Genomic DNA, 26272 nt, shown 5'->3' with positions numbered 1-26272 from the left:
TTATATATTAAAGTACCATTTTTTGTTCGTATTATACCCTAAACTTCCATTTGAAACTTCCAACGGACTTTCAAAATTGTTGGTAAACAAACTACCTGTTCCTAAACCTTGTGGTAACGGATTATTTAACGTATGTGTCCATTGTGCTATTGCATTTAATCCTATATTGCTTTCCAAAGCACTCGTTATCCAATTACCCACATTATGGTTGGATGCTATTTGAATCCATTCGTTACTTCCTTTAAACCCTCCTACCAAACTAGGTTTTAAAATAATGTATTGAGGTTGAATTGTAGCTATACATTTTTCTTTCTCTTTTAAAGAAAATACACCTATTAATTCTTCATCAAGCGCAATTGGTAATGGAGTTTTTTCACATAAACTTGCCATTTCTTGCCATTGTCCTTGTTTTATTGGTTGCTCTATAGAGTGTAATTCTAACTCAGATAGTCTTTGTAACTTTTCTAAGGCACTTTGTGGTAAAAATGCTCCATTGGCATCTACACGAAGTTCAATTTCCTTGGCTGAAAATTCTTTTCGTATTGATTGTAACAAAGCTATCTCTGTATCGAAATCAATCGCTCCTATTTTCATTTTTATGGTAGTAAAACCTTGTTGCAACTTATCTTTTATTTGTTGCTGCATAAAGGCTTTATCTCCCATCCAAATTAATCCGTTTATAGAAATTTGTTGTTGTCCTTTAGTAAAGTCAGAAGGAAATAATTCAAACGGTGTTTTGCTTTCTAAGGATAAAAATGCTTGTTCTAATCCAAACTGTATCGATGGGAACTCTATGAGTTCAAATAATAATTTCTCTAAGCCAGAATTAATATTGTTACACACCCACTGTAATTTCTCTTCATAATTAGGTTTATCATCAGCACTTAAACCTCTGAACAAACCGCATTCTCCAAAACCTTTCTTTCCTTCTTTTTCTAAAATTATAAACCAAGTTTCTTTAGTTCTTAAAATTCCACGAGAGGTACCACTTGCTTGTTTAAAATTCAGTAAGTATTTATGGTAGGTAGCTTTTATCAATTGTAAGTGTTTTAATTATGAGCTTCAGATGCTTTTTTAAAGTTCTCTAAATATTGTTGACTCATTTTTTTAAGAGTTCCTTTAAAGTACGGGAATAAACAACTCATTATATACGATTCACTAATACAGGTAGTAGTTTGTAATATCTTAGTTGAGTTTCCTTCTGAAATAAATGTATAATCATCTGTTTTTAGCATATTTTCTGCATCAAAGTGAAGAGTAAGTTTTTCATTTTCTTTATACGCTAATACTTCTTCTGTCATAGTTACCAATTTACCTTGATTTTCAACAACCACTTTATATTTACTACCTATTTTATTAGGTTGTTCTTCTAGAGTTTCAATTGATTTCACCTCTGGCATCCATTTTTTCATCAATTCTTCATCCTGAAAATCCGAAAAAACTTCTTTCACAGGCTTATTAATTGTTACTTCATTGGTATAAACAACTTCTTGTACCACTAATCCTGTTAAGAAAAATGTAAGAATTAAAACTGTTATAACACCTAAAATTATTTTGATTATTTTCATAATACCTTTATAAAAGAGGTTGCTTAAATAGTTATTGTTTGTCCAATTTCTAAAATCACTAATTCTTTTTTTGCTTGTGAAAACTTTTCTTTAGCTTCTTCTATATCTATTTTTATAGGAGGAAAGGTGTTGAAATGACACCCTATTACTTTATCACAAATTACTAAGTCGCTGGCTATGATAGCATCGTCAACTCCCATGGTAAAATTATCACCAATCGGAAATATTGAAGCTGTTAAGTTTGTTGACATCGGTATTAGCTTCATATCCATAGTTACTGCTGTATCACCAGAAATATACAAGGATTTTTCTCCTGCTGTTACTACAAACCCTCCTGGTTGCCCTCCATAACTTCCATCTGCAAATGAAGAAGTGTGAATAGCATTTACATACTTTGCAGAAAACACATCATTTTTATATGTACCTCCATGATTTACTGGATGTCCTTTGAGTTTTTTCGTTTCATAATACATTACTATTTCGTAATTAGAAATTATTGTAGCTCCTGTTCTTTCTGCTATGCGTTCTACATCTAATACATGATCTTGATGCGCATGTGTAAGTAAAATATAATCTGCTTTTACTTTATCTACATCTATATTTGATGCTAGAGGGTTTCCTGTTATAAAAGGGTCAACTAACACATGTGTTCCGTTAATTTCAATACCAAAACATGCGTGACCGTAAAAAGTAATTTTCATGTATTTATTCTTTTCGTTTAATTCGTTTCTTTATGAGTATTATTAATAAAACTATTAAAAGTATAAATGGCCAAATGTTTACCAAACCGATAAAAAACCATTTTATATTGTCTATTCCGTTGGCAAAAGCATCTGCTATACGTCTTCCAAAAGTTTTTGAATAAGCTTTACTTACTTCTTCTTTATAAAATCGAATTGTTAGGGTTGAGAAAGACACTTGATTTTGTAAGTATTTCAAACGTCCTTCCATCGATTCAATATCAGACCTTACATTTGTTAATTCTCGCTCAACTTCTAAAATTTCTTTTACTGAACTAGCCTTTTTTAGTATTTCGCTATATCGTTGTTCTAATTCTTTTTTTACCTTCAAACGTGCTTGTACATCCAAAAATTGCTCTGTTACATCGTTAACAGAGATATTCTTATTATCAAACCTTGCTACTTTTGATGAAATCTCATTTAAAAAAGTATCAAAACTTTCTGAAGGAATTCGAACCGTTAAATTTGAAGTAATATTTTGAGAAGATTTGTACTCGTTATCAGCAGAAATGTATCCGTTATATTTTTTTACTGCTTGCTCTATATAATTTCTTGTTTCTAATAAATTATCTGTTTCAAAAGAAATATCTCCTGTTTTAATAAGTTTTCTTTCAATTGTTACTTCTTTATTCTCTGATGCAACTTCTGATGCTTCTACAATTTCTTTGGTAATGTCAAAATTTCCTGAAGTTTTAAGCTCTCCATAAGAGGTTGGATTCGCTCCTTTACTATTACAGCTAATAAATAATAGAAACGTTCCGAAAAAAACTAAAATAGTTCTCATAGTGTTAAATTTTCTTGGGAAGTTACAAAATTTGACCTAATCCGAATAAAATTGAAAATAAAAAGGTACTAAGAGCTACTTTTTTTAACTCTCCATCTAACAAGGTTTCTTCTTTGTTTTTATAGACAAAAACTAAATGTTTTAGTAGAGGAATATAAGCTATAATAAATAAGAATTGATATGGTGATTTAAACGTAATTACCGTGTACAGTAATGCAACTATAAAAGACGCTACAATTAAAAAGTAATGATACATTTTTGCAGATTCTGCTCCCATTTTTACCACAAGCGTATTTTTTCCTGATACCGCATCATTCTCTCTATCTCGCATATTGTTTAAGTTCAATACCGCTGTACTCAACAATCCAACTGTAATTGCTGGTAAAAAAATGATAAAGTTCAATTGTTTTGTATATAAAAAATAGGTTCCAACGACTGCTAACAATCCGAAAAAGACAAAAACAAAAACATCTCCAAACCCGCTATAACCATAAGCTGATTTCCCAACGGTATATTTTATGGCTGCTACTATCGAAGCTATCCCTAACCCGAAAAAAATTATTGAATACAAAAAGTTGTCTTTTCCAAAGGAAACATAAATTAGTAGTAGTGCAATAATAGTTGTAATAACTCCTGTAACAATCATTGCATTTTTCATTTGTTTTGGAGTAATCGCTCCTGAAGCTACCATACGTGCTTCTCCTTCTCTTTGATTATCCGTCCCTTTTACACCATCTCCATAATCATTAGCAAAATTAGATAGTACTTGAAAACCAATAGTGGTTAATATAGCAAGTAAAAATATATATATTGAAGGAAAAACCTCGATATGTTTAACTTTAAAATATGTTTTATCAACAACATCAAGCTCAGCTAATGAAGTTTGTATAGGTTGCCAAACCCCTAAAAAACTTCCTAAAATAATTCCTGAAACCGATAAGGGTAATGTACGTAAACGTGCTGCTTTTATATAGTTTTTCATTGAGATAGTATGATTTTCAAAGATAAGTTTTTTAGACATAAAAAAAGGAAAGCTTAGCTTTCCTTTTATCTTCAACTATATGAATCGTTTATTTATTTACTACAGCATCAAAACCTACTTTTGTTCCTGGTTTATCTATAAAATATTCTCTTTTGTCTACCAAAACATTATCTCTAAGAATTTCCATTGTTATTGTATAAACACTAAAATTATCTGTGGCTTTATCTTCATATTCAAAAGCTAAATTAGCTGCAAAATTAATTTCATCTGTATACGATTTCTTATAAGGAAAAACATTAGTTGTTATAGTGTTATCATACTTAAAGAAACCTGATTCTAGAAAAACAGTTTTAATTCTTCCATTGTTGTCATTACTTGTACTTGTAATATTAAATGTTATTGTTGCCAAGTTTCCATTTCCGTCAAGAGATAAATCGGTGTCATCACACGATATTAATAACACTAGGCATAAAAGGGTAAAAAGGTGTCTCATTCTTTTTTGTTTTCGAATTATTTTTCAACAAACTTACTACAAAGAAAAAAGTGTGCTACTCTCGTAACACACTTTTAAGAAAACTTTATATTTCTTTACTAAAGGTTATTTGCTTCTGCAATTAACTCTGCAATGTCTTTTACTTGTATTTGCGATTCTTTTTCTTTGAATTTTACACCGTCAGTCATCATGGTATTACAGTAAGGACAACCGGTAGCAATAATTTGTGGATTTGTTTCTAAAGCATCTTCTGTTCTTAACACGTTAATATCTTTATCTCCTCTTTCAGGTTCTTTAAACATTTGTGCTCCTCCAGCTCCACAACATAATGCTGTTGACTTATGACGTTTCATCTCAGTCATTTTTACTCCTAAACGACGAATTAATTCACGTGGACTTTCATATACATCATTTGCACGTCCTAAATAACATGGATCGTGATACGTTAAACGCTTACCGTTTAAATTTTCATCTTCAATAGTTAAACGTCCTTCTTTGATTAACTTGCTAATATATTGAGTATGATGATATACTTTATACTTTCCTCCTAATTCAGGATATTCATTTTTTAATGTATTAAATGAATGCGGATCGCAAGTTACAATTGTTTTTATTTCGTAAGCGTTTAAAATTTCAATATTTGTAACAGCTTGCATTTGAAATAAAAACTCATTCCCTGCTCGTTTTGCTGCATCTCCTGTTGAACTTTCTTCGGTGCCTAATACTGCAAAGTCAACTCCTGCTTGTTGTAATATTTTTACGAAGGCTCTTGTTATTTTTTTTGCTCTATCATCGTAACTTCCTGCGGCTCCTACCCAAAATAACACTTCAGGTTGTTTTCCTTGAGCCATCATTTCTGCCATTGTTGGTACTACCATAAATTGTGAGTTTTTAAATTATGACTTACGCTTTACATCTTACTCGTAATTCATAATTAATTATTAAAAAATTATTCTTCGTCTTTCCAGTTTAATCTATCCATTTGACTATACTGCCATGGTGCTCCGTTATTTTCAATATTGGTCATCATCATATTTAACTCTTGCGGAGCTGCAGATTCTTCCATTACTAAATAACGACGCATATCCATAATAATAGATAATGGATCAATACCAATAGGACACTCTTGTACACAGGCATTACAACTTGTACAAGCCCATAATTCTTCTGGTGTTATATAATCATTTAATAATTGTTTTCCATCGTCTTTAAATGTACCTCCATTTGCATCAATATTTTTTCCTACTTCTTCTAAACGGTCACGTGTTTTCATCATAATTGCACGTGGTGATAATTCTTTTCCTGTTAAGTTTGCTGGACAAGATGAAGTACAACGTCCACATTCAGTACATGTGTAAGCATTCATTAACTGTACCCAATTTAGATCGGTCACATCAGAAGCACCAAATTTCTCAGGTTCTCCTTCTTCTTCTCCATCTTCAGGCATAGCATACGGATCAGCATCTGGATCCATCATCATCTTTACCTCTTTTGTTACAGCTTCTAAATTATTAAACTGTCCTTTGGGTTTTAAATTTGCATAGAATGTATTTGGGAAAGCTAGTAATATATGTAAATGCTTAGAATAATATAAATAGTTTAAGAATATTAAAATTCCTATAATGTGTAGCCACCAAGCTGTTTTCTCAATAGTATGTAAAGATTCATTAGAAAAACCATCAAACCAAGGAGCTATAAATTGAGAAACTACATTTCCTACTCCAGCCTCCTGAAAAGTAACATCTGTAGCATTCATTACTAAGAATAAACTCATTAACACCATTTCAAAATATAGAATAATATTTCCATCATTCTTAGGCCAACCTTCCATTTCTTTATTCCAAAAACGTTTCACTTTTTCTATATTTCTTCGGAACCAAAAAATCGTTACAGATATTAAAACAAGTACTGACAATACTTCAAAGTTTCCTATTAAGAAACCATATAATGTATTTCCTATTATTGGTTGAAAAACACGATGTGTTCCTAATAATCCATCAATAACAATCTCTAACATTTCGATATTGATTAGAATAAACCCAACATATACAACAACATGTAAAATACCTGAAACAGGACGACGTACCATTTTATATTGTCCTAAAGCTATTTTAGCCATATTTTTCCATCGTTCTGGCTTTCTATCAGTTCTATCTACATCTTTTCCTAATTTAATGTTTCGTATTAGCTTACGAACATTCATTACAAAATACCCTATAGCTGCAATTAAAATAATTGCAAAAAAGAGGTTTGGCAAGTAATTCTCCATTGTCTTTAATTAATTTTTTTACTCTATTTATAACTATTTACTTCTTCAGTTTTTAAGAGGTTATAGAATATTTTTAGTTGTTGTTTTATTTAGTTGTTACTTGTATTGCTTTGATTGTTTTCTTCGTTATATGGTTTTGGTTTTTTTCCGAATAATGAGAAATGTACAAAACGTTTTGGGTTTAATTTCATTTCTCTTAATAGTTCTTCTAATTCTTTTGAGGCATTTGTTAAATTAGTATACATTTTATCATCAGTCATTAACTTTCCTAAAGTTCCTTTTCCTGATTTCATGTTGGCTAACAAGCCATTAACATTTGCAAGAGTTGCTTCAAGCTTTTTTACCGATTCTCCTAAGTTAGCTTTCGCCAAATCATCAGATACTTTTGAAAAGTTATCTGTAATTTTTTTAGTATTCTCAAAGGTTTTATTTAAATTTTCTTTATTATTTGCCAATAATGTATTAACCGAAGCTAAAGTTTTACGTACATCATATATGGTACCTTCTAAGCCTAATATACTTCTATTTAAGCTTTTTCTTGATTTTTCATCTAATACTTGATTAAACCCAATAAGTAAGGAGTCTGCTCCTACTAATACGTTTTCTAATTTAGCTTGAATGGGGTTTAATTTCTCTCCAACAGATGAGAATATGTCCGATTCAACTTCTCCGTTTAAGTAATCTCCTGATTTTGCTACTTCTCCGTCATACTTAGGCACAATTGCTAAGTTTTGCCCTCCCATTAAGCTTGCCGAATATATTTTAGCGATACTGTTTTTAGAAAAATTAAAGTCAGTGTCTAATGAAATTTTTACTATTAAATTTCCTTTTTTATCTGGGTTTTGATTGAAACGAATTTCATCAACTTTTCCAACTTTCAATCCATTAATAGTAACTGAACTTGCTTCATTTAGACCATTGATATTATTGTACTCTACAAAAAAGTGCCTTGTGTTTGCACTGAACAAATCTTGTCCTTTTAAGAAATTATAACCCCAAATAAATAGTGCAATAACAACGACAGCAACAATTCCTGTTTTTAGTTCTTTAGACATAGAATATATTTATACGAGCGAAAATAATAATAATTTTGCGAGTATATATATAGAATACCTCTAAATTAACGGTTTTTCAATGCTTCTTTTATTGAAATTCGTTTTCCGTTTTTAAAAGCTACAATCCAAGCATCTTTATAACCTTTACTTCTTACTTTGGGTAAAACTTTTTTTATTTCTGACAAACTTGGTAAGTTTCCATAATAATATTTATAATAATTATCTATAAATAAATACTCTACATTTTCTAATCCTTTAAAACTACTTGTTGAAAGTTTTTTTCTTGATGCGGCTACTTGTATTCTAAACATCACTTTAGCAGATATAGGTTTTGATAGAGATGCTTTTTTTTCTAAAATGTTATCTTTTTTTACAACTTGTATATCTTTTTCTGCAACCTTATTTACTACTTCATTTTCAACTAGCGGTGCGTTTACCGTTATAGTTTCACTAATTGTATTTAATTTTAAACGTTCAAAGTATTTTCTAATTGCCTGCGCTATTGATTTTGCCATCTTTAGCTGCCCTTTTCTAGAGTTTAAAAACTTTCCTTCATTTTTATTTGTTAAAAACCCTAGTTCTATTAAAACACTGGGCATTACTGTTTCTCTTAAAACTAAAAAATTTGCTTGCTTTACTTTTCGATTATTTCTTTTTATTGCTACAAAGTTATTTTGTACCAAACCTGCAATACCTAAACTATTTTCTAAATTTTCTTCTTGAAGTACAGATAATCCAATAACTGATTCTGGTGAATTCGGATCATAATCGTAATTTTGTTTATAATTGTCTTCTAATAATATTACCGAGTTCTCTTTTTTAGCAATCTCTAAGTTTTCTTTGTTTCCACTCAATCCTAAAACAAACGTACTTGCTCCATGCGGATCAGATCTTCTAAAAGCATCACAATGTATAGATACAAATAAATCTGCTTTTTTATCATTTGCAATTTTAGCTCGATTATGTAATTCTACAAAAACATCTTTTTTTCGAGTATAAACTACTTGTATATCTTTTGATGTTGATAGCTCTTTTCCTACATCTAATGCTACTCTTAAAGCTATGTTTTTTTCTCTGTAACCATTCCCTAAGTTTCCAGGATCTTTACCTCCATGACCAGCATCTAAAACAACAGTATACTTTTTTTGAGCTGAAACCGACGCTATACTCCCTAACAAAACTGTTAAAGAAGTAAGAATAATTAAGCATGATTTTGATATATTATATTTACGGAAATTTAAGAATTGCATCAATAAAATTTAACTATTTTTGGTTTTTAAAATATAGGCATTCAAATAACACGCCAAAGTTTTTAAATATAACACAAAAATAGTATTAATAATATTGCGAGCAAATCCAACTTACATACTTTTAGCCCTATCTCTTTTTTGTTTTCAATTAAGTATTGCCCAAGAACCTATTAAGGAGGCTATAAATATTCAAAAAACTAATAAAGATTCTACATATAATACTGCTAAAGATACTTTAATAGGGTTAAAAAATAACGACCTTGTTTATAAGAAAAGAGACACAATTGTTAATGACTCTATTAAGCCTAAAGAAGTTATTGATGGTATTATTACCCACGATGCTGAAGATTACACCATACAAAGTACTAAAAATAAAACAATTACTTTATACAACAAAGCTCATGTAACATACACCGATATTGATTTAAAAGCTGGAATTATTATTTTAGACTATAAGAATAATATGGTATATGCTAAAGGTATAAAAGATAGTACAGGATACCATCAAAGACCTCAGTTTAAACAAGGTGGACAAGAATCGGAACAAGATTCTATTTTATTTAACTTTAAAACTAAAAAAGCTTTAGTTTACGGTGTTAAAACAAATCAAGGTGGAATTATTACTTATGGTGAAAAAACAAAACGAGTAAATGACTCCACTATATACATGAGAAGGTTACGATTTACCACTTCAAAAAAGAAAATACCAGATTATTATATTCAAACAAATAAGGCAAAACTAGTACCTGGTAAGAAAATTATAGTTGGTGGTAGTAATTTAGTATTAGCAGATGTTCCTACTCCTGTATATTTACCCTTTGCTTATTTTCCTTTAACAGACAAAAGAACTTCTGGTTTTATTATTCCTTCTTGGGGGGAAAGTAATAACCAAGGTTTTTTTATGCAAAATGGAGGTTATTACTTTGCACTAAGTGATTACTTTGATTTAACTGTATTAGGAGATTTATACACCAATGGCAGTTGGGGGTTAAATGCTTCCTCTAACTATTATGTGCGCTATAAATTTAGTGGAAGTTTTAGTGCTCGTTTTGAAAACATTATTCAAGGAATACGTGGTCTCAGCGATTATCAAAAATCCACCAATTTTAACCTTAGATGGAGTCATAGTCAAGATTCTAAGGCGAGTCCAAACTCTCGTTTTTCTGCCTCTGTTAACTTAGGTAGCAGTAAGTACTACCGTCAATCTTTAAATGAATTTAATAGTTCTCAGTTCTTAAACAACACATTAAATTCGTCTATTTCTTATTATAAAAATTTTGTAGGCACTCCTTTTAACCTTAGCGTAACTGCTACTCATTCACAAAACACCAATACAGAATCAATTACTATGACGCTTCCTTCTTTACAACTTAATATGGATCGTATTTATCCATTTGCAGGTAAAGGAGGAATTAAAAAGAATCCTATTCAAAAAATGGGATTGAATTATAGTATGCAGGGGCAATATCAAATTAACACCACAGATGACGAATTTTTCACTGCTAAAATGTTTCAAACGGCAAAAAAAGGGATTCAACATAATTTAAGCACCAACACCAGTTTAAAAGCTTTTAAATATTTTACACTATCACCTAGTGTAAATTATAAAGATGTTTGGTATTTTGACCAAATTAAAAAGAGATATGATCCTACCGCAGTAAACAAAGACGGTAATTTAGGAGCGGCAGTTAACGACACTATTAGTGGTTTTACACGTTATAATGAATATAATTTTGGTGTTTCTTTATCTACCAATATTTATGGTACATTTAACTTTAAAAAAGGACGTTTAAAGGCTATTCGACATACAATTAGACCCTCTATTTCATACGGATATCGTCCAAATTTTGCTGATGATTACGATTTAACAGTACGCCAAAGTTCTGATCCAAGTGACTTACTAACCTACTCTCCCTTTGAAGGCGGTATTTATGGAACACCTGGAAGTGGAGTTTCAAACTCTATTGGTATTTCTGTAAACAATGTTTTAGAAGCTAAAGTAGCCCCAAAAGACCCCGATAGTGATGAAGAAGATAAAAAAATCACCATTCTTAACAACTTAAATTTTAGCACAAGCTATAATTTAGCCTTAGACAGTGTACGTTGGTCTCCTGTAAGAGCCAATGCTGGTACACGTCTTTTTAAAGATAAACTAGCTTTAAATATGAATGCTACCTTCGACCCGTATCAAGTAAACAGTAAAGGCCAAAGAATAAATAAAATTAATGGCAATATCTTTAGAATGACTAATTTGGGAGTAACAGCTAATTACTCTATTTCTAGTAAAGATTTTGAAAAAAACAAAGATGGTGGAGATAGTAATGATGATAAAAACGGTAATGGAGCACAAGACACTCCTGATGTTTTTGGGGAAGGTATAGGACCTACTAATGGATTTCCTAACAACACTAATAACAAAAATGAAGAAAGCGAAACAAAAGAAACAGAACTATACAAAGCCAAAATACCTTGGACTCTTAATTTAGCTTACAGTATGAGTTATACAAATAACGGGTTAACAAGTCAAATAGGTAATAATACATTAATGTTTAGCGGCGATGTTGAACTTTCGCCTAAATGGAAAGTTGGTTTTTCTTCTGGTTACGATATTAAAGACAACGCTTTCACCTACACTAGATTAAACTTTTCTAGAGATTTAGATAGTTGGCGATTCAACTTTAACTGGACTCCTTTTGGTGTTAATTCTTCATACAATTTCTTTATTGGAGTGAAATCTTCAGTATTGAGCGATTTAAAGTGGGATAAAAATAAACCACCAGATAGAGTTTTATTTTAGAAGTTAGAAAAATCTAACTTTTCCCTTTTAACAAAGCAAACAACTTTATAAACTCAAACTAAAATGAAAAAAATAATCACAACAGACAAAGCTCCAGCTCCAATTGGTCCATATAACCAAGCTGTACTTAGTGGAAATACTTTATACACTTCTGGACAAATAGCTATTAACCCTGAAACTGGCGAATTAGTTTTAGATTCTATTGAAGCAGAAACCAAACAAGTAATGCAAAACATGAAAGAAGTATTAGCTGCTGCTGGTATGACTTTTGAAAACGTTATTAAAACTTCTATTTTTATTTCAGACATGCATAACTTTTCAAAAATTAATGCTGTTTACGGTGAGTATTTTAATGACGCTACAGCTCCTGCTCGTGAAACAGTAGAAGTTGCTAACCTCCCTAAGTTTGTAAATGTAGAAATTAGTATGATTGCTGTTAAGTAAGACAATCTCAAAACATGAATAAATAAAAAATCCACTTTTGAAAGTGGATTTTTTATTATATCGCTTTTATTAATAATTCTGCCGTTGATGGATTTGTTGCTAACGGAACATCATGTACATCACACAAACGCATTAACATAGAAATATCTGGTTCGTGTGGATGCTTTGCTAAAGGGTCTCTAAAAAACAATACCATTTGACATTTTCCTTCTGCTACTCTACCAGCAATTTGCGCATCACCTCCAATAGGTCCTGATAAAAATTTTGTTACTTCAAAACCTGCTTTTTCTGCTTTTTCTCCTGTTGTACCTGTAGCTATTAACCGAACACTTTTTTGACGTAAAACTTCTTTGTGTTCATTTAAAAACTGAACCATTTCAGCTTTCATTCCATCATGTGCTATAATTGCTATTTCCATAAATAGTGTTTAAAAAAGTATTCCCGCCAAAAGCGGGAATACAATATTACAAAATATTTTATGCTTTTATAAAGAAGCCGAATACTCTAATAAATCTACAATTTTAGTAGCATATCCATACTCATTATCATACCAAGAAATTACCTTGAAAAAGTTCTCGTTTAACTCTAAACAAGCATCAGCATCAATTACAGATGTTCTTGTTTCTGAAACAAAGTCTTGTGACACCACCTCATCTTCAGTATATCCAATAATCCCTTTAAACTCTCCTTCTGAAGCCTCTTTTAATGTTGCTAAAATTTCTTTTAACGAAGTCGCTTTATCTGTTCTAAACGTTAAATCTACTAAAGAAACATCTGCCACAGGAACTCTAACTGCCATACCCGTTAATTTACCTTCTAACTCTGGAATAACTTTCGTTACTGCTTTTGCCGCCCCTGTTGACGTAGGAATAATATTATTTACTACCGAACGTCCTCTTCTCCATTTCTTATTAGGTCCGTCAACGGTATTTTGTGTTGATGTCGCAGCATGAACTGTAGTCATTAATCCCTCTTTCAATCCAAAATTATCGTGGATAACTTTTGTTAATGGTCCTAAACAGTTTGTAGTACATGAAGCATTTGAAAAAATAGTTTCATCAGCTGTTAACTCTTTATGATTTACTCCCATTACATACATATTAGCATCTTTTGAAGGTGCTGAAATAATTACTTTCTTCGCTCCACCTGTAATATGCATTGCTGCTTTATCTTTATCAGTAAAAAAACCTGTAGATTCGATTACATATTCTGCTCCTGCTTCATTCCATTTAAGGTTCTCAGGGTTTCTTTCAGCAGTGATTCTTATTGTTTGTCCATTTACAACTAAATTTCCATCTTTCACTTCAACATCTCCTTCAAATCGTCCATGAACAGAATCATACTTCAACAAATAGGCTAAATAATCTACATCTAACAAATCGTTAATAGCCACAACTTGAATGTTGTCTCTTTTTATTGCAGAACGGAATGCTAATCGACCAATTCTTCCAAATCCGTTAATTCCTATTTTTATCATTATTTAAAATTTTATATTCTTGTTTAAGTGGTCATAATATCTGATACGCGTAATAATTCGGTATCAATATTATGTTGACCTTTGATTGCTTTTTCTAAATCGGTAGAAATTACTTTATTATCTTTTAACCCTACCATCAAGTTTGTCTTTCCATCAAGTAAAAGTTCTACAGCACTTACTCCTAATCTACTTGCTAAAACTCTATCAAAACATGATGGAGAACCTCCTCGCTGCATATGTCCTAACACAGAAACCCTTACTTCATATTCAGGTAAGTTTTCTTCCACATAATCAGCTAATTCAAATACATTTTTACCAGTTTTATCTCCTTCCGAAACTACTACGATACTTGACGATTTCCCTGACCTTCTACTCTTCTTCAAAGATTCCAACATTCTTTCTAACCCTAAGTCTTCTTCAGGAATTAAAATCTCTTCTGCTCCTGCCCCAACACCAGCGTTTAATGCTATAAATCCTGCATCACGCCCCATAACCTCAACAAAGAAAAGTCGATTATGAGAAGATGCAGTATCTCTAATTTTATCAATTGCTTCTACAGCTGTATTCAAAGCTGTATCGTAACCAAGTGTATGACTTGTTCCTGAAATATCATTATCTATGGTTCCAGGAATTCCTATTATAGGAAAATTGAACTCTTGATTAAAAATAACTCCTCCTGTGAAAGAACCATCTCCCCCAATCACCACTAAGGCATCTACATTGTTCTTTTTTAGACTTTCATAGGCTTTTTGACGTCCTTCTTTAGTTCTAAAATCTTTTGAACGAGCCGATTTTAAAATGGTACCTCCCTTGTGAATAATATTATTAACACTTCTAGCGGTCAACGGAATTAAATCTCCTTCAATCAACCCTTGATATCCTCTGTAAATTCCCATACAATCCGTTCGGTAATAAGCACAAGTCCTTACAACAGATCGTATCGCGGCATTCATTCCTGGAGCATCCCCTCCAGAAGTCATCACTGCTATTTTTTTAATTTTTCTCATAAAACGAATATCAAATTTACTCAATTTTAGTCATTTTTTAATAAAAAACAATAAATTCATTTTGCTTTTTAATTGAAGTTTAACGTTTAATATTATTTGGTTACTTTTAGCCAACAAATAAAACAAACTATGTTATTAACCTCTCTTGATTATATTATTATTTTCGGTTTTTTTATTCTTTCATTGCTTATTGGTCTTTGGAGTTCAAAATCAGCAGGAAAGAACAGTTCCGAATTCTTTTTATCAGGAAGAAATATGCCATGGTGGTTGTTAGGGGTTTCTATGGTTGCAACTACATTTGCTGCTGATACTCCTGGATTGGTTACTGAATTAGTTAGAGAAAACGGTGTTTCTGGTAACTGGGTTTGGTGGGCAATGCTTCTTACAGGAATGCTTACCGTATTTTTTTATGCTAAACTATGGAGAAAATCAGGAATAACTACCGATTTAGAGTTCTATGAGCTACGTTACTCTGGTAAGATGGCTAGCTTTTTAAGAGGCTTTAGAGCTATTTATTTAGGTGTAATTTTTAACGTAATTACAATGGCAGGGGTTTGTTTAGCCGGAGCTAAAATTGCTAATATTTTATTAGGCATATCACAAGAAGAAACACTTTTTTATTCTTCAATAGTTATTGTTATTTACTCTTCTTTAGGTGGATTAAAAGGTGTTTTACTTACTGATTTTGTCCAGTTTTTAATTGCTATGGTTGGTTCTATTTGGGCTACTATATATATTGTTGGTTTACCAGAAATTGACGGACTTTCAAATTTATTGACACATCCTAACGTAAGTGACAAACTAGCAATGTTTCCTGATTTCTCAGATAAAGAAGCATTAATTACTTTATTTATAATTCCTTTTGCTGTACAATGGTGGAGTACTTGGTATCCTGGAGCTGAACCTGGTGGTGGTGGTTATATTGCGCAACGTATGTTAGCTGCTAAAGATGAAAAAAATGCTACTTGGGCTACTTTATTTTTCAATTTTGCCCATTATGCATTACGACCTTGGCCATGGATTATTGTTGGACTTGCTTCATTAATTATTTTTCCAAGTTTGGATAGTATGAATCAAGCATTTCCTAGTTTAACAACTGAAATGCAAGGACACGATGTGGCTTATGCTGCAATGATGACCTACTTACCTGCTGGATTATTAGGAATTGTATTAACCTCTTTAATAGCTGCTTTTATGAGTACAATTTCTACTCAATTAAATTGGGGAAGTTCATACATCGTAAATGATTTTTACAGTAGGTTTATCAATAAAAATGCTTCTGAAAAGCAAAAGGTAGTAGTTGGAAGAATATCAACTATAGTTTTAATGTTGTGTGCTGCTCTTTTTTCTTTCTATTTACAATCAGCTAAAGGAGTTTTCGATTTGCTGCTACAAATTGGTGCAGGAACTGGACTGTTATTTATTTTACGTTGGTTTTGGAGTAGAATTAACCCATATAGTGAAATTGCTGCAATGGCCATATCTTTTATAATTGCTGTTTTCTTTTTTATCAATGGAAAAATGGAGATTCCATTTACTCAAATTGCGGGATATTGGCAATTAATCATTGGCGTTTTGGTTACTACTGCAGGTTGGGTTATTGTAACTCTTTTAACAAGCCCCACCAATACTAAAACCTTAGAAAAATTTGATAGTCTTATTTTTGAGAACGAAAATAAATTTAAAAATGTTGGATATAAAATTTTAGGGTTTATAACTGGAACTATAGGTATTTACAGCTTCTTATTCGCCTCTGGAAATTGGATTTATGGTGAAACAACTCTAGCTGCAACACTTTCAACAATCTCCTTAATTTGTATTTTAATTTTAAGAAAAATATGGAAGTTTGTTTCTTAACACAATTAGTACTTACTAGTGTTAAACATAAAAACCTTTATTGAACAGCTTTATCGTAATTAGATATAATTTTTTTTATTCTTTTATTTTCAAAAACAGAAGGAAATAAGTCCTTAACAATTGTATGATATTCAAAATCGATGGCTAAAGCATTATTCAAATGAGCCACTCCATACTCTTCTTTTCCTAGAATCATAAACAATCCGCAAAGTCTATACTCAATTTCTGCAAATTCTTTATACGTTTTTTTTGCTTGAATTAATGTCTTAAGTGCTTGATTAAATTCTCCTAAAAACAATAAAATATCTACTAAAGCAATGTAAATTTCAATCTCTTTATCTCCTAAAGATAAGCAGGTTTTAAAAGCTTTAACTGATTCTTCGTAAAAATTAAGTTTTAAATTAATATCTCCATAACGCCTCCAATATAAAACATTTGATTCATCTATATGAATTGCTTTATTTATATAGTACAATGCTTTTTCATAATTTCCTTGATTATAACAAGCATTTGTTAGTAAAACCCAGCCTCTATCTAAAAGAGGGTCTTCATGTACTGCCTTTTTATAAAAGTGTATTGCTGTTTGTGTGTTTTCAAGTTTATCATAACACTCCCCAATCCTTATATAAGCATAAGCCGTTGGGTCATCTAATTCTAGTGTAACCAAATAATTATCTATTGCTTCTTCATAGCGCTTTAATTCTTCTAAGGATTTTGCCTTTTCTAAATACCCCCCTATAAAACTATCATCAATCAATACTGCATAATCAAAAGCTGTTAATGCTTCTTTAAACATTCCTAGCTCAAAATATTGTCTTCCTAATTGATGCCATGCGACTTCACAATATGGATTTTTATCTAAATACGAATTTAAAAATTTTATTGCGTCTTCATGACTACCCTCCATATCAAAACAATAAACTATATTGTACAACGATGAATAATCTTCATAATCTACCTCAATACACTTTGAAAAATTCAAACGTGCATTTTCAAAATCATCAAGATACAAGTACTCCATACCTATCATAGACCAAACATCAGATGGATCTTCTATATACTGTAAAGATTCTTTTAAAATAGCAATTGCTTCTGTGTGCTGTTTCTTTTTAGATAAGATAATTGCTTTTTGGATAAATACTTCATCATTATGAGGTTCTACAGCTTCGATATTAGATAACATCTTAATTGCTTCATGCAATTCATCTTCAAAAATTAAAATTTCTACTTTCATTAATTTTAATTGAATTGAAGACGGATGCTGCTCTAAACCTAACTGTACGGCTTTTTTTGCCAACGACTGCTTACCTATATTTAAATAATGCTCTATAATTGTCTCAAACTCTACAGCATCGAAAAAATATACCTCGTTGGTTTTCAACATAGATTCAAATTTTGATATTGACATGGGCTACAGATTTGAATTTATATAAAGTTACTGCAAGAATAATACCTATTTACTGGTATGTTTATTTCTTTTCAACAATTTAATTAACAATATAAAACATTTGTTTTTATTAAAAATAAGTTATTTGAAAGAGTTAATTATTTTTCTATCTTTGAAAGAACATAAAAATTAATATCTAATTTTAAACAAAAAATCATGAGTAAATTTGACGAAAAAGTGGCGCTTTATAAAAAGTTTATGGACGATAGAGATATTCGTTCTAACACTGATTTATTAACTGCTGTAACAAAAGGACTAGGCCCTTCTATTTATAAAAAAGATGCTGAAACCGTATCAGGAAGTGACCCTAAAGAACTAGAAACTGTTAAGAAAAACTTCTTAATGAAAAAATTAGGTTTAGCTGATGGACCTGAATTAGATAAAGCTATTGGAGAAGTAATGGAAAGAATTGGAAAGTCGGAAAGAAATAAGTATCGTGCAGTTGTATACTACATGTTGGTTAAGAAATTTGATAAAGAGTCTGTTTACGGAATGTAATAACCTCTCTTTCTAAAAAATATAAATCCTGTATTTAAGTTTTAAATACAGGATTTTTTTATTTTAGCCGCCAACAAACAACTTATATTTATGTCGCAATTTATTAGTGTTTTTGACATGCTTAAAATTGGGGTGGGACCATCTAGTTCTCATACTCTAGGCCCTTGGAGATCGGCTCAACAATGGATTCAAAAATTAAAAGATACAAATGAATTTCTTTTAATTGAAGAGATAAAAGTGGACTTATATGGTTCTCTTTCATTAACAGGCAAAGGGCACGCAACAGATTTAGCTGTTTTATTAGGTTTAAGTGGAGCTGATCCTGAATATATTCCAATTGAAACAATTGATGTTATTATCAATGATATTAAAACCAAAGAACTTTTATTTTTTAATAATGAAAGAAATATTGCTTTTGCCAACGGCTCAGTAACATTCAATAAAGAGTTTTTACCTTTTCATGCTAATGGAATGACTTTTAGAGGATATGCTAACGGTGTAGAAATTTCTACAGAAACATACTATTCTATTGGTGGAGGGTTCATTGTGCAAGAAGACGATAATCTTGCTGAAGATATTGAGATAAATAAGCAAAACTTTCCGTTCCCTATCAACAGAGCTACTGAGCTTGAAGCCTATTGCGAAAAGGAAGAGTTAAATATTTCTGACATTGTTTACCAAAATGAACTTGTAATTAATTCTGCTGAAGACATCGACAAAGAATTGCATCGCATATGGAACACTATGTTAGAATGTATGTACATAGGTTGTCACACTCAAGGAATTTTACCTGGCGGATTAAATGTAAAACGACGTGCATTTGAAACACACCAAAGACTTATTAAAGAAGCTGAATATACGAACCAACAAGAATGGATTACTGCTATTAGAAGTACAGAAGTAAAATTCCGTGAAATTTTAAAATGGGTAAGCTGCTTAGCTTTATCTGTTAACGAAGTGAATGCTTCTTTGGGTAGAGTTGTTACTGCTCCAACCAATGGAAGTGCTGGAGTTATTCCTGCTGTAATAATGTATTATTTAGTAATAGAAAACCACGATGCTACTTTTGAACATGTTAAAAAATTCTTGCTAGTTGCTGGAGAAATAGGAAGTATTTTTAAGAAAAATGCAACAATTTCTGCTGCTATGGGTGGTTGTCAAGCTGAAATTGGTGTATCCTCTGCCATGGCCGCTGCTGCATTAACAGAATTGTTAGGCGGAACTCCGTCACAATGCTTAGTTGCTGCTGAAATTGCCATGGAACATCATTTAGGACTTACTTGTGATCCTATTGGCGGATTGGTACAAGTGCCTTGTATTGAACGTAACGCTATGGGGGCGATTAAAGCTATTAATGCTGCTGAATTAGCCTTAGAGACCAATCCAAAAGAATCTAAAGTTCCTTTAGACAAAGTAGTAGATACTATGTGGGAAACGGCTAAAGACATGAATAGAAACTACAAAGAGACTTCAGAAGGTGGTTTAGCTGTTACTGTTCGTTTAGCTGATTGTTAAGAGTTATTTTATTTCAACAGGTTCTCCTAAAAACTTGGGATTAACATTTAAGAGAATATCTACAAATACTTTTACCCTTGCTAAATATTCTCTTAATTTAACTTTCATAGCTTTTTTTCCTGAAACTCCTCTGGCGTTATATCCTATTGCTTCAATATCAAAATGGTTTGCCAAATACAATGCTCTTTCATTATGAAATTGTTGAGATATTATTGTTACTGAGGTTTGACCAAAAACTTCTTTTACCCTTACTACTGAATCTAAGGTTCTAAAACCAGCATAATCTAAATAAATTTTACTCTCAGGAATTCCTGATTCAATCAAATCATTTTTAAAATCGGTTGGTTCATCATATCCTTCGGAGCCATTATCGCCACTTACTAAAATAAAATCAATTTTTTCAGCTTTGTATAACTCCACAGCAGCATTCAAACGAAATTGATAATACAGATTTATTCTCCCATCAGACAAATACTTTACCGTACCTAATAACAACCCTACTTTATTTTTAGATATATTTTCTGTAGAATTAAATAGTTTTCCTTCTGCATTATTAATTATTACTTTGTTTGAAACATAAATAGAAGTAACAACTAGTAAACAACCTAAAAGAAAAATAATAGCAACTTTTTTTCGTTTCATCTATCTTGTAAATACTAATTCAGTTTCGGTAGACATTTCTTCAGAAAAACCATATCCTTCCACATCAAAACCTTTTAACTCTTCTAAAGTCTCCACATTATTATCTATAATGTAACGCACCATTAATCCACGAGCTTTTTTAGCAAAGGTCATAATAGTTTTATACTGTCCATTTTTAAAATCTTTAAAAACAGGAGTTATCATAGGTACTTTTAATGCTTTTTTAGGAAGCGCCTTAAAATATTCTGTACTTGCTAAATTAATTAACAACTCTCCATCTCCTAATTCTTCATTTAGCGACTCAGCCAATGTAGTATCCCAAAACTTATATAAGTTTTCTCTTCTACCTACTTTTAACTTAGTTCCCATTTCTAAACGATAAGGTTGAATTAAATCCAACGGTTTTAACAAACCGTATAACCCTGATAAAATTCTTAATTTCTCTTGTAAAATAGGAATCTTATCTTCTGATATAGAACTGGCATCAATACCTCTATACACTTCACCTGTAAATGCAAATACTGCTTGTTTTGCATTATCTAAAGAAAAAGGAGGTTGCCAATCTTGATTTCTATCATAATTTAAACTTGCTAAATCATCAGAAATCTTCATTAACTCGCTTAATTTTTTTCTTGACAATGTTCTTAACTTCTTATTCAGTTTTTCAGATTGCTCTAAAAACCTAGGTTGCGTATATACATCAGTAGTAGCTTTGCTTTCAAAGTCTAACGATTTTGCTGGTGATATTATAATTTTCATGCTATAAAATTTAAAGTAAAAATAAGAAGCTATTTTAAAATCATCAATTACTTCAGGTAATTTAAATTGATTGTAGTATTAATTTTTTTAATACTAAACTTGTAATCCGTCATAAGCTAAAAACACATTCTCTGGTAATTCTTTTTCAACCTCATCATGTAATCCTAAAAGCTCACTAATATGTGTTAAATATGCTTTTTTAGGTTTAATTTCCTCTATAAAACTTAACGATTCTTCTAAGTTAAAATGTGTTTTATGAGGTTCTCTTCGTAAACCTGTCACAATCAAAACATCAAGGTTTTTTAGTTTTTCTTTCTCTCCTTCTGAAATAGTTTTAATATCGGTTATATATGCTACGTTATTAAAACGATATCCGAGAATCGGTAAATTACCGTGCATTACTTCAATTGGAGTAACCTCTACTCCCTCTAACTCAAAACTTTCTTTATGTGAAATAATCGTTGGAGCTACACTTGGTGCACTTGGGTATCGATTTTCTGTTGCAAATATATAATCATATCGCTTTTGTAAAACTCCTAGCACTCTTTTTGTTAAATATATAGGTACTGGTCCTATTTGAAAGCAGTACGGACGAATTTCATCTAAACCAGCTATATGATCTGCATGTTCATGGGTAAATAAAATCCCTTTAATCGAAGCCACCTCTTCACGCATCATTTGCTGACGAAAATCTGGACCACAATCAATCACATAGTTAATATCACCCCATGAAACTAACACCGAAGATCGTAATCTTTTGTCTTTCGGATTTTTAGATAATGCCACAGGATGTTTACTGGTAATCATTGGAACTCCAGTAGAAGTTCCCGTTCCTAAAAAAGTTATTTTTACTTGATTTTTTTTCTTCATTTTCATCACAAAAATACAACAAAAATTGTCTGTTCGTTTGTAATTTCAGTACATTTGTACTACGTAACAAAAAATAACAAAATGGCAATTACGTTAAAAGGAGATCAAAAAATAAACACTGTACCAACTACCAAAATGAAAGCGTTAAAGATTAACTTAAACGCACACATATATGGAACTTTTGCAGAGATTGGAGCTGGTCAAGAAACTGTTCGTAATTTTTTTAGGGCTGGTGGGGCCTCTGGTACAATAGCGAAAGCTATGAGTGCTTATGATAAAGACTTCTCTGATGCCATTTATGGAATTGAAAAAGACAATCGTTATGTTACAGAGCCTCGATTAAAAAAGATGCTAAAGCACGAAATGGATTTAATTGAAGAGCGACTTGATCGTCAAAAGCATCCTGATAAATTGTTCTTTAGCTATGCTAATACAGTGGCAACTATTAACTTTACTAAAAAGTTTAAAGGTCATGGATGGGTTGGTATTCGTTTTCAATTAGATCCACTAGAAGATTATAACGAAATTGTTTTACACCTACGTTTTAAAGAAACAGATGCACGTCAACAACAAGAAACATTAGGCGTTTTAGGTGTAAACTTAATTTATGGTGCTTATTATTTAAATGATAATCCGAAAGATTTATTAAAATCTTTTTACGATAATATTGACAAAGATCGTTTAGAAATTGATATGATTAATTTCTCTGGACCTCGTTTTATGTATGTTGACAACCGTTTAATGAGCTTACAACTTGTTAAAAACGGAATGACAAATGCTGTAATGTTTGGTCCTGATGGAAACAACTTGTTGCCTGCACAAGTACTTTATAAAAAAAATATATTAGCCCTTAGAGGAAGTTATAGACCTGTAACAAAGGTTAATATGGACATGTTTGAAAGTGCTAAGCAATTGTTTTTTGACGAGAATAAGGTAGACCCTAAAAAAACTAAAATTATTTTTGAAATTACGTTAAGTAATCTTCGTGCTGAAGGAGAAATTAATGAACGTGACTTTTTAGACAGAGCAGAACTATTATGCTCTCTTGGTTTAAATGTTATGATCACCAACTACCAAGAGTACTTTAAGCTTGTAGAGTATTTTAGTGAATATACTAAGGAACGTATGGGGCTTGCAATGGGGGTTTATAATCTTATTCAAATTTTTAACGAGAAATATTACCGTGATTTAAGTGGAGGTATTTTAGAAGCATTTGGAAAACTTTTTTACAGAGATTTAAAAGTTTATATGTATCCTTATAAAAATGAAGAAACTGGTGAATATATTACTAGTGAAAACCTTAAAGTACACCCTAGAATGAAAGAACTTTATAAGTTCTTCAAAAATAACGGTAGATTAATTGATATTAAAGACTTTAATCCCGATATTTTACATATTTTCTCTAGGAAAGTTTTAAAAATGATTAAAAACGGAGAAGATGGATGGGAAGAAATGCTTCCTAAAGGAGTTTCTGAAACTATCAAAGAAAAACGTTTATTTGGTTGCACAAAAAGAATTAAATAGTATTTTTTTATTACTCTTTTTAAACCTTTAACTATCTTTATAGTCTAACAACTAAATAGTTTTTAGTTGATTGACGAAATTACACTTATAGATCAATTGCAGCAACCTACCACAAAACAGGTTGCTTTTAAAAACCTAGTATCGCAATATAAAGAGCGATTGTATTGGCATATACGAAAGATTGTAATTTCTCATGAAGATGCTGACGATGTTTTACAAAACACCTTTATAAAGGTTTACAAAAATATTAATCAATTTAAAAGAGATAGCAAACTATTTTCTTGGATGTACCGAATAGCAACCAATGAAGCTATTACCTTCATCAATAAAAAAGCTAAAGAGAAAAATATTCATATTTCTGATTATCAACTACAAATTACTTCCACTCTAGATAGCGATTATTGGTTTTCAGGTGATGAAATTCAACTTATTTTACAAAAAGCAATTGCTACATTACCTCAAAAACAACAATTAGTTTTTAATATGAAGTATTTCGATGAAATGAAATATGAGGAAATCTCTGAAATTCTTAACACATCTATTGGAGCTTTAAAAGCTTCTTATCACATAGCAACAAAAAAAATAGAACATTTTATAAAGAACTATAATTAAACCTTTTACTATAAGAATAGTCTTACTAAAGTATAATGAATAAAAAAAATAAACATACTATAAATTTCTCAAGCCTAAAAGCTGGTAAGAATTGTGGTTTTTCAATTCCTCAAAACTACTTTGAAGAAATTGAAGAAAAAATTAATACTTCCATTTTTATAGATAGTTTACCAAAAAAGAAAACGTTCAATACTCCTGATGATTATTTTGACACAATCGAAACTCAAATTCTATCAAAATTAGTTACAGAACAAACTACAGAAACGAAAGTAATTTCATTACGTAAAAGAATTTTACAGTACATCCCTTTAGCTGCTGCAGCTTCAGTTTTACTTTTCATCGGTTTTAATTATTTTAATACTCAAAAAATTACTTTCGAAGATATAACTATTACCGATATTGAATCTTGGTATGAAAATGGATACGGTGATATTGACAATAATGAGCTTGCAGCAACATTAAACACGTCTGAACTAGATGAAGATATATTAGCCTCTATTAGTGATGAAACACTAGAAGACTACTTAAATTCTGTTGATACAACAACACTCATAAATGAAATAGAACAATAATGAAAAAAAAATTATTTATATTATTCGTAATTTTCACTTCCTTTTTTTCTGTTCAAGCGCAAACAAGAAAAGGAAATTATGAAAAGGTTAAAGCTTTTAAGGTTGCTTTTCTTTCTGAAAAGTTAAACTTAACAGAAGAAGAAGCCAATAAGTTTTGGCCACTATATAATGTATATGACAAAAAAATGATTGAACTTCATAAAGCAGAACGCTATAGTATTAAAAAGAAAATACTTAGTTGTGGAGGAATTGATAGCTTAACTGATAAAGAATCAAAAGAAATTGTTAATAAAATTAAGTCCGTTTCAAAAGAACAATATGAAACTAAAACTAATTTTTATGATAAACTTTCTACCTTTTTATCAGATAAAAAAATCCTCACCTTGGAGGTGGCTGAACATGAATTTCACCGAAAGCTCATAAAAAAGCTAAAGGGTGAAAAAAAGAAACATCGATAAGTAAAAAAAGGAAGCTTTAAAAGCTTCCTTTTTTTACTTATCGACTAAGGCTAAACAAACATATAAATCTGGTTTATTAGCCGTAAATTGTTTTAGCCAAATAGTTAGTTCATCTATTTCATAAGGTAGTAATCTACCTAAAGCTTTTTCAAGCTCTTTACAAAATAAATCAGCGTTAAAACTAACCTTTTGAAGCACAGTTTTCGTGTACTCATACATAGCTCTTGCCATTTTTATTGGGGTTATCTGTTATTAAATACTGAACGTAATTTACAAATTTTTATTCCAAGTAGAGTGTTAAAGTTTATCCAAAAAAAATGCGAGACTTATTCAAGTCTCGCATTTTTAGTCGTATAATTTATAATACTATAAACTATTCACTTTTTCTATTAAAGCATTTGCTCTAGTCTCTAACTCTGTATTAATTGATTTATAGTGAGCTTTCTTATTTTCAACGTTTTTTGCGTTAACTTTAGCTACTAAATCATCAAAAGTTACAATAACCTCATCTACAATAGCATCTGCCTTTGCTTTATCTGCTTCAGGGTTTAACTCTTTTGTTATTTGACAAATACTAATAATATCTCCTAACGTATAGTTAATATCTTTCTTTAAATTTTTTATGCTTGCCATAATTATAAATTTTGATGCA

28 protein-coding genes are annotated in these 26272 nt (G+C 30.9%); 9 read left to right on the top strand and 19 right to left on the bottom strand.

The features are described from left to right. The 10 genes from ACXIHB_RS00610 to ACXIHB_RS00565 form a co-directional block, all read right to left on the bottom strand. Positions 1-1038, bottom strand: coding sequence for an o-succinylbenzoate synthase (locus ACXIHB_RS00610; protein WP_462098641.1), 1038 nt, complete (start codon positions 1036-1038; stop codon positions 1-3). 11 nt (positions 1039-1049) lie between these two features. After that, positions 1050-1568, bottom strand: coding sequence for an SRPBCC family protein (locus tag ACXIHB_RS00605; RefSeq protein ID WP_047789114.1), 519 nt, complete (start codon positions 1566-1568; stop codon positions 1050-1052). A gap of 23 nt (positions 1569-1591) precedes the next feature. After that, positions 1592-2269, bottom strand: a complete 678-nt coding sequence (locus ACXIHB_RS00600) for a metal-dependent hydrolase (RefSeq protein WP_047789115.1) — start codon at positions 2267-2269, stop codon at positions 1592-1594. A gap of 4 nt (positions 2270-2273) precedes the next feature. Beyond that, complete coding sequence (locus ACXIHB_RS00595) at positions 2274-3092, bottom strand: DUF4349 domain-containing protein (RefSeq protein WP_047789116.1); 819 nt, start codon at positions 3090-3092, stop codon at positions 2274-2276. Between the two features lie 22 nt (positions 3093-3114). Further along, complete coding sequence (gene menA, locus ACXIHB_RS00590; protein WP_462098640.1) at positions 3115-4074, bottom strand: 1,4-dihydroxy-2-naphthoate octaprenyltransferase; 960 nt, start codon at positions 4072-4074, stop codon at positions 3115-3117. A gap of 88 nt (positions 4075-4162) precedes the next feature. Continuing rightward, the gene (locus ACXIHB_RS00585) at positions 4163-4567 is read right to left on the bottom strand and encodes a hypothetical protein (protein WP_462098639.1); all 405 of its coding nucleotides are present in this window, start codon (positions 4565-4567) and stop codon (positions 4163-4165) included. A 98-nt stretch (positions 4568-4665) separates the two neighbouring features. Further along, positions 4666-5445, bottom strand: a complete 780-nt coding sequence (locus ACXIHB_RS00580) for a (Fe-S)-binding protein (RefSeq protein WP_073183794.1) — start codon at positions 5443-5445, stop codon at positions 4666-4668. A 71-nt stretch (positions 5446-5516) separates the two neighbouring features. Beyond that, positions 5517-6836, bottom strand: coding sequence for a 4Fe-4S dicluster domain-containing protein (locus ACXIHB_RS00575; RefSeq protein WP_047789119.1), 1320 nt, complete (start codon positions 6834-6836; stop codon positions 5517-5519). An 89-nt stretch (positions 6837-6925) separates the two neighbouring features. Then, positions 6926-7891, bottom strand: coding sequence for an MlaD family protein (locus tag ACXIHB_RS00570; RefSeq protein WP_047789120.1), 966 nt, complete (start codon positions 7889-7891; stop codon positions 6926-6928). 65 nt (positions 7892-7956) lie between these two features. After that, positions 7957-9141 (bottom strand): N-acetylmuramoyl-L-alanine amidase family protein, encoded by a 1185-nt coding sequence (locus tag ACXIHB_RS00565; protein WP_053056673.1) that lies wholly within the window; start codon positions 9139-9141, stop codon positions 7957-7959. Between the two features lie 94 nt (positions 9142-9235). Between ACXIHB_RS00565 and ACXIHB_RS00560 the strand changes: the two genes are divergently transcribed. Both ACXIHB_RS00560 and ACXIHB_RS00555 read left to right on the top strand, forming a co-directional pair. Then, positions 9236-11938 carry a putative LPS assembly protein LptD gene (locus ACXIHB_RS00560; RefSeq protein ID WP_201285024.1) on the top strand — a complete coding sequence of 901 codons (2703 nt, stop codon included), beginning with the start codon at positions 9236-9238 and terminating at the stop codon, positions 11936-11938. Positions 11939-12001: 63 nt separating this feature from the next. After that, entirely contained in the window at positions 12002-12382 is a 381-nt protein-coding gene (locus ACXIHB_RS00555; RefSeq protein WP_159491503.1) for a RidA family protein, read from the top strand. A 55-nt stretch (positions 12383-12437) separates the two neighbouring features. Here ACXIHB_RS00555 and ACXIHB_RS00550 read toward each other — a convergent pair whose 3' ends face one another. The 3 genes from ACXIHB_RS00550 to pfkA all read right to left on the bottom strand — a co-directional run bounded on the left by ACXIHB_RS00550 (position 12438) and on the right by pfkA (position 14866). Then, a complete protein-coding gene (locus ACXIHB_RS00550; RefSeq protein ID WP_047789122.1) occupies positions 12438-12800 on the bottom strand; it encodes a methylglyoxal synthase in 363 nt (120 codons plus the stop codon). A 66-nt stretch (positions 12801-12866) separates the two neighbouring features. Continuing rightward, the gene (gene gap / locus ACXIHB_RS00545) at positions 12867-13859 is read right to left on the bottom strand and encodes a type I glyceraldehyde-3-phosphate dehydrogenase (protein ID WP_047789123.1); all 993 of its coding nucleotides are present in this window, start codon (positions 13857-13859) and stop codon (positions 12867-12869) included. A gap of 23 nt (positions 13860-13882) precedes the next feature. Then, a complete protein-coding gene (gene pfkA, locus ACXIHB_RS00540) occupies positions 13883-14866 on the bottom strand; it encodes a 6-phosphofructokinase (protein WP_047789124.1) in 984 nt (327 codons plus the stop codon). A 129-nt stretch (positions 14867-14995) separates the two neighbouring features. On the opposite strand from pfkA, the gene ACXIHB_RS00535 reads away from it, so the two are divergent. Continuing rightward, positions 14996-16723 (top strand): sodium:solute symporter family protein, encoded by a 1728-nt coding sequence (locus ACXIHB_RS00535; RefSeq protein ID WP_462098638.1) that lies wholly within the window; start codon positions 14996-14998, stop codon positions 16721-16723. 37 nt (positions 16724-16760) lie between these two features. On the opposite strand, the gene ACXIHB_RS00530 is transcribed toward ACXIHB_RS00535, so the two are convergent. Continuing rightward, positions 16761-18131 carry a tetratricopeptide repeat protein gene (locus ACXIHB_RS00530; protein ID WP_462098637.1) on the bottom strand — a complete coding sequence of 457 codons (1371 nt, stop codon included), beginning with the start codon at positions 18129-18131 and terminating at the stop codon, positions 16761-16763. 195 nt (positions 18132-18326) lie between these two features. Between ACXIHB_RS00530 and ACXIHB_RS00525 the strand changes: the two genes are divergently transcribed. Then, positions 18327-18668, top strand: coding sequence for a DUF2853 family protein (locus ACXIHB_RS00525; RefSeq protein ID WP_047789126.1), 342 nt, complete (start codon positions 18327-18329; stop codon positions 18666-18668). Positions 18669-18758: 90 nt separating this feature from the next. Beyond that, positions 18759-20183, top strand: a complete 1425-nt coding sequence (locus ACXIHB_RS00520; RefSeq protein ID WP_239180797.1) for an L-serine ammonia-lyase — start codon at positions 18759-18761, stop codon at positions 20181-20183. 3 nt (positions 20184-20186) lie between these two features. Here ACXIHB_RS00520 and ACXIHB_RS00515 read toward each other — a convergent pair whose 3' ends face one another. The 3 genes from ACXIHB_RS00515 to ACXIHB_RS00505 all read right to left on the bottom strand — a co-directional run bounded on the left by ACXIHB_RS00515 (position 20187) and on the right by ACXIHB_RS00505 (position 22460). Then, entirely contained in the window at positions 20187-20825 is a 639-nt protein-coding gene (locus ACXIHB_RS00515; RefSeq protein WP_462098636.1) for a SanA/YdcF family protein, read from the bottom strand. Beyond that, positions 20826-21584, bottom strand: a complete 759-nt coding sequence (gene yaaA, locus ACXIHB_RS00510) for a peroxide stress protein YaaA (protein ID WP_173361042.1) — start codon at positions 21582-21584, stop codon at positions 20826-20828. 93 nt (positions 21585-21677) lie between these two features. Further along, on the bottom strand, positions 21678-22460 hold the full coding sequence (locus ACXIHB_RS00505; RefSeq protein WP_073183804.1) for an MBL fold metallo-hydrolase: 783 nt from the start codon (positions 22458-22460) through the stop codon (positions 21678-21680). 75 nt (positions 22461-22535) lie between these two features. Between ACXIHB_RS00505 and ACXIHB_RS00500 the strand changes: the two genes are divergently transcribed. The 4 genes from ACXIHB_RS00500 to ACXIHB_RS00485 all read left to right on the top strand — a co-directional run bounded on the left by ACXIHB_RS00500 (position 22536) and on the right by ACXIHB_RS00485 (position 25620). Continuing rightward, the gene (locus ACXIHB_RS00500) at positions 22536-23978 is read left to right on the top strand and encodes a hypothetical protein (RefSeq protein ID WP_047789131.1); all 1443 of its coding nucleotides are present in this window, start codon (positions 22536-22538) and stop codon (positions 23976-23978) included. A 66-nt stretch (positions 23979-24044) separates the two neighbouring features. Then, positions 24045-24590 carry an RNA polymerase sigma factor gene (locus ACXIHB_RS00495; RefSeq protein WP_047789132.1) on the top strand — a complete coding sequence of 182 codons (546 nt, stop codon included), beginning with the start codon at positions 24045-24047 and terminating at the stop codon, positions 24588-24590. A 35-nt stretch (positions 24591-24625) separates the two neighbouring features. Then, positions 24626-25162: a hypothetical protein gene (locus ACXIHB_RS00490; RefSeq protein WP_047789133.1), complete on the top strand. Its 537-nt coding sequence runs from the start codon at positions 24626-24628 to the stop codon at positions 25160-25162. Next, positions 25162-25620 carry a hypothetical protein gene (locus tag ACXIHB_RS00485; protein ID WP_047789134.1) on the top strand — a complete coding sequence of 153 codons (459 nt, stop codon included), beginning with the start codon at positions 25162-25164 and terminating at the stop codon, positions 25618-25620. The genes ACXIHB_RS00490 and ACXIHB_RS00485 overlap by 1 nt, the downstream gene beginning before the upstream one ends. Positions 25621-25653: 33 nt before the next feature. On the opposite strand, the gene ACXIHB_RS00480 is transcribed toward ACXIHB_RS00485, so the two are convergent. Together ACXIHB_RS00480 and ACXIHB_RS00475 are read right to left on the bottom strand one after the other, a co-directional pair. Next, complete coding sequence (locus tag ACXIHB_RS00480; RefSeq protein WP_047789135.1) at positions 25654-25851, bottom strand: hypothetical protein; 198 nt, start codon at positions 25849-25851, stop codon at positions 25654-25656. 135 nt (positions 25852-25986) lie between these two features. Next, on the bottom strand, positions 25987-26253 hold the full coding sequence (locus tag ACXIHB_RS00475; RefSeq protein ID WP_047789136.1) for a hypothetical protein: 267 nt from the start codon (positions 26251-26253) through the stop codon (positions 25987-25989). Positions 26254-26272: the final 19 nt, after the last annotated feature.

Source organism: Tenacibaculum sp. IMCC1 (assembly GCF_054906355.1).
Note: the sequence above shows the minus strand (reverse complement) of the source record. Positions and strands in the feature narration are given on the sequence as shown.

Coding starts and splice junctions, on each gene's coding strand:
- ACXIHB_RS00490 (WP_047789133.1), top strand. CDS start 24,626: ATGAATAAAAAAAATAAACATACTATAAATTTCTCAAGCCTAAAAGCT.
- ACXIHB_RS00570 (WP_047789120.1), bottom strand. CDS start 7,891: ATGTCTAAAGAACTAAAAACAGGAATTGTTGCTGTCGTTGTTATTGCA.
- ACXIHB_RS00605 (WP_047789114.1), bottom strand. CDS start 1,568: ATGAAAATAATCAAAATAATTTTAGGTGTTATAACAGTTTTAATTCTT.
- menA (WP_462098640.1), bottom strand. CDS start 4,074: ATGAAAAACTATATAAAAGCAGCACGTTTACGTACATTACCCTTATCG.
- ACXIHB_RS00475 (WP_047789136.1), bottom strand. CDS start 26,253: ATGGCAAGCATAAAAAATTTAAAGAAAGATATTAACTATACGTTAGGA.
- gap (WP_047789123.1), bottom strand. CDS start 13,859: ATGATAAAAATAGGAATTAACGGATTTGGAAGAATTGGTCGATTAGCA.
- ACXIHB_RS00535 (WP_462098638.1), top strand. CDS start 14,996: ATGTTATTAACCTCTCTTGATTATATTATTATTTTCGGTTTTTTTATT.
- ACXIHB_RS00600 (WP_047789115.1), bottom strand. CDS start 2,269: ATGAAAATTACTTTTTACGGTCACGCATGTTTTGGTATTGAAATTAAC.
- ACXIHB_RS00500 (WP_047789131.1), top strand. CDS start 22,536: ATGGCAATTACGTTAAAAGGAGATCAAAAAATAAACACTGTACCAACT.
- ACXIHB_RS00480 (WP_047789135.1), bottom strand. CDS start 25,851: ATGGCAAGAGCTATGTATGAGTACACGAAAACTGTGCTTCAAAAGGTT.
- ACXIHB_RS00580 (WP_073183794.1), bottom strand. CDS start 5,445: ATGGTAGTACCAACAATGGCAGAAATGATGGCTCAAGGAAAACAACCT.
- ACXIHB_RS00585 (WP_462098639.1), bottom strand. CDS start 4,567: ATGAGACACCTTTTTACCCTTTTATGCCTAGTGTTATTAATATCGTGT.
- ACXIHB_RS00530 (WP_462098637.1), bottom strand. CDS start 18,131: ATGTCAATATCAAAATTTGAATCTATGTTGAAAACCAACGAGGTATAT.
- ACXIHB_RS00505 (WP_073183804.1), bottom strand. CDS start 22,460: ATGAAAATGAAGAAAAAAAATCAAGTAAAAATAACTTTTTTAGGAACG.
- ACXIHB_RS00520 (WP_239180797.1), top strand. CDS start 18,759: ATGTCGCAATTTATTAGTGTTTTTGACATGCTTAAAATTGGGGTGGGA.
- pfkA (WP_047789124.1), bottom strand. CDS start 14,866: ATGAGAAAAATTAAAAAAATAGCAGTGATGACTTCTGGAGGGGATGCT.
- ACXIHB_RS00515 (WP_462098636.1), bottom strand. CDS start 20,825: ATGAAACGAAAAAAAGTTGCTATTATTTTTCTTTTAGGTTGTTTACTA.
- ACXIHB_RS00485 (WP_047789134.1), top strand. CDS start 25,162: ATGAAAAAAAAATTATTTATATTATTCGTAATTTTCACTTCCTTTTTT.
- ACXIHB_RS00565 (WP_053056673.1), bottom strand. CDS start 9,141: ATGCAATTCTTAAATTTCCGTAAATATAATATATCAAAATCATGCTTA.
- yaaA (WP_173361042.1), bottom strand. CDS start 21,584: ATGAAAATTATAATATCACCAGCAAAATCGTTAGACTTTGAAAGCAAA.
- ACXIHB_RS00555 (WP_159491503.1), top strand. CDS start 12,002: ATGAAAAAAATAATCACAACAGACAAAGCTCCAGCTCCAATTGGTCCA.
- ACXIHB_RS00575 (WP_047789119.1), bottom strand. CDS start 6,836: ATGGAGAATTACTTGCCAAACCTCTTTTTTGCAATTATTTTAATTGCA.
- ACXIHB_RS00595 (WP_047789116.1), bottom strand. CDS start 3,092: ATGAGAACTATTTTAGTTTTTTTCGGAACGTTTCTATTATTTATTAGC.
- ACXIHB_RS00525 (WP_047789126.1), top strand. CDS start 18,327: ATGAGTAAATTTGACGAAAAAGTGGCGCTTTATAAAAAGTTTATGGAC.
- ACXIHB_RS00550 (WP_047789122.1), bottom strand. CDS start 12,800: ATGGAAATAGCAATTATAGCACATGATGGAATGAAAGCTGAAATGGTT.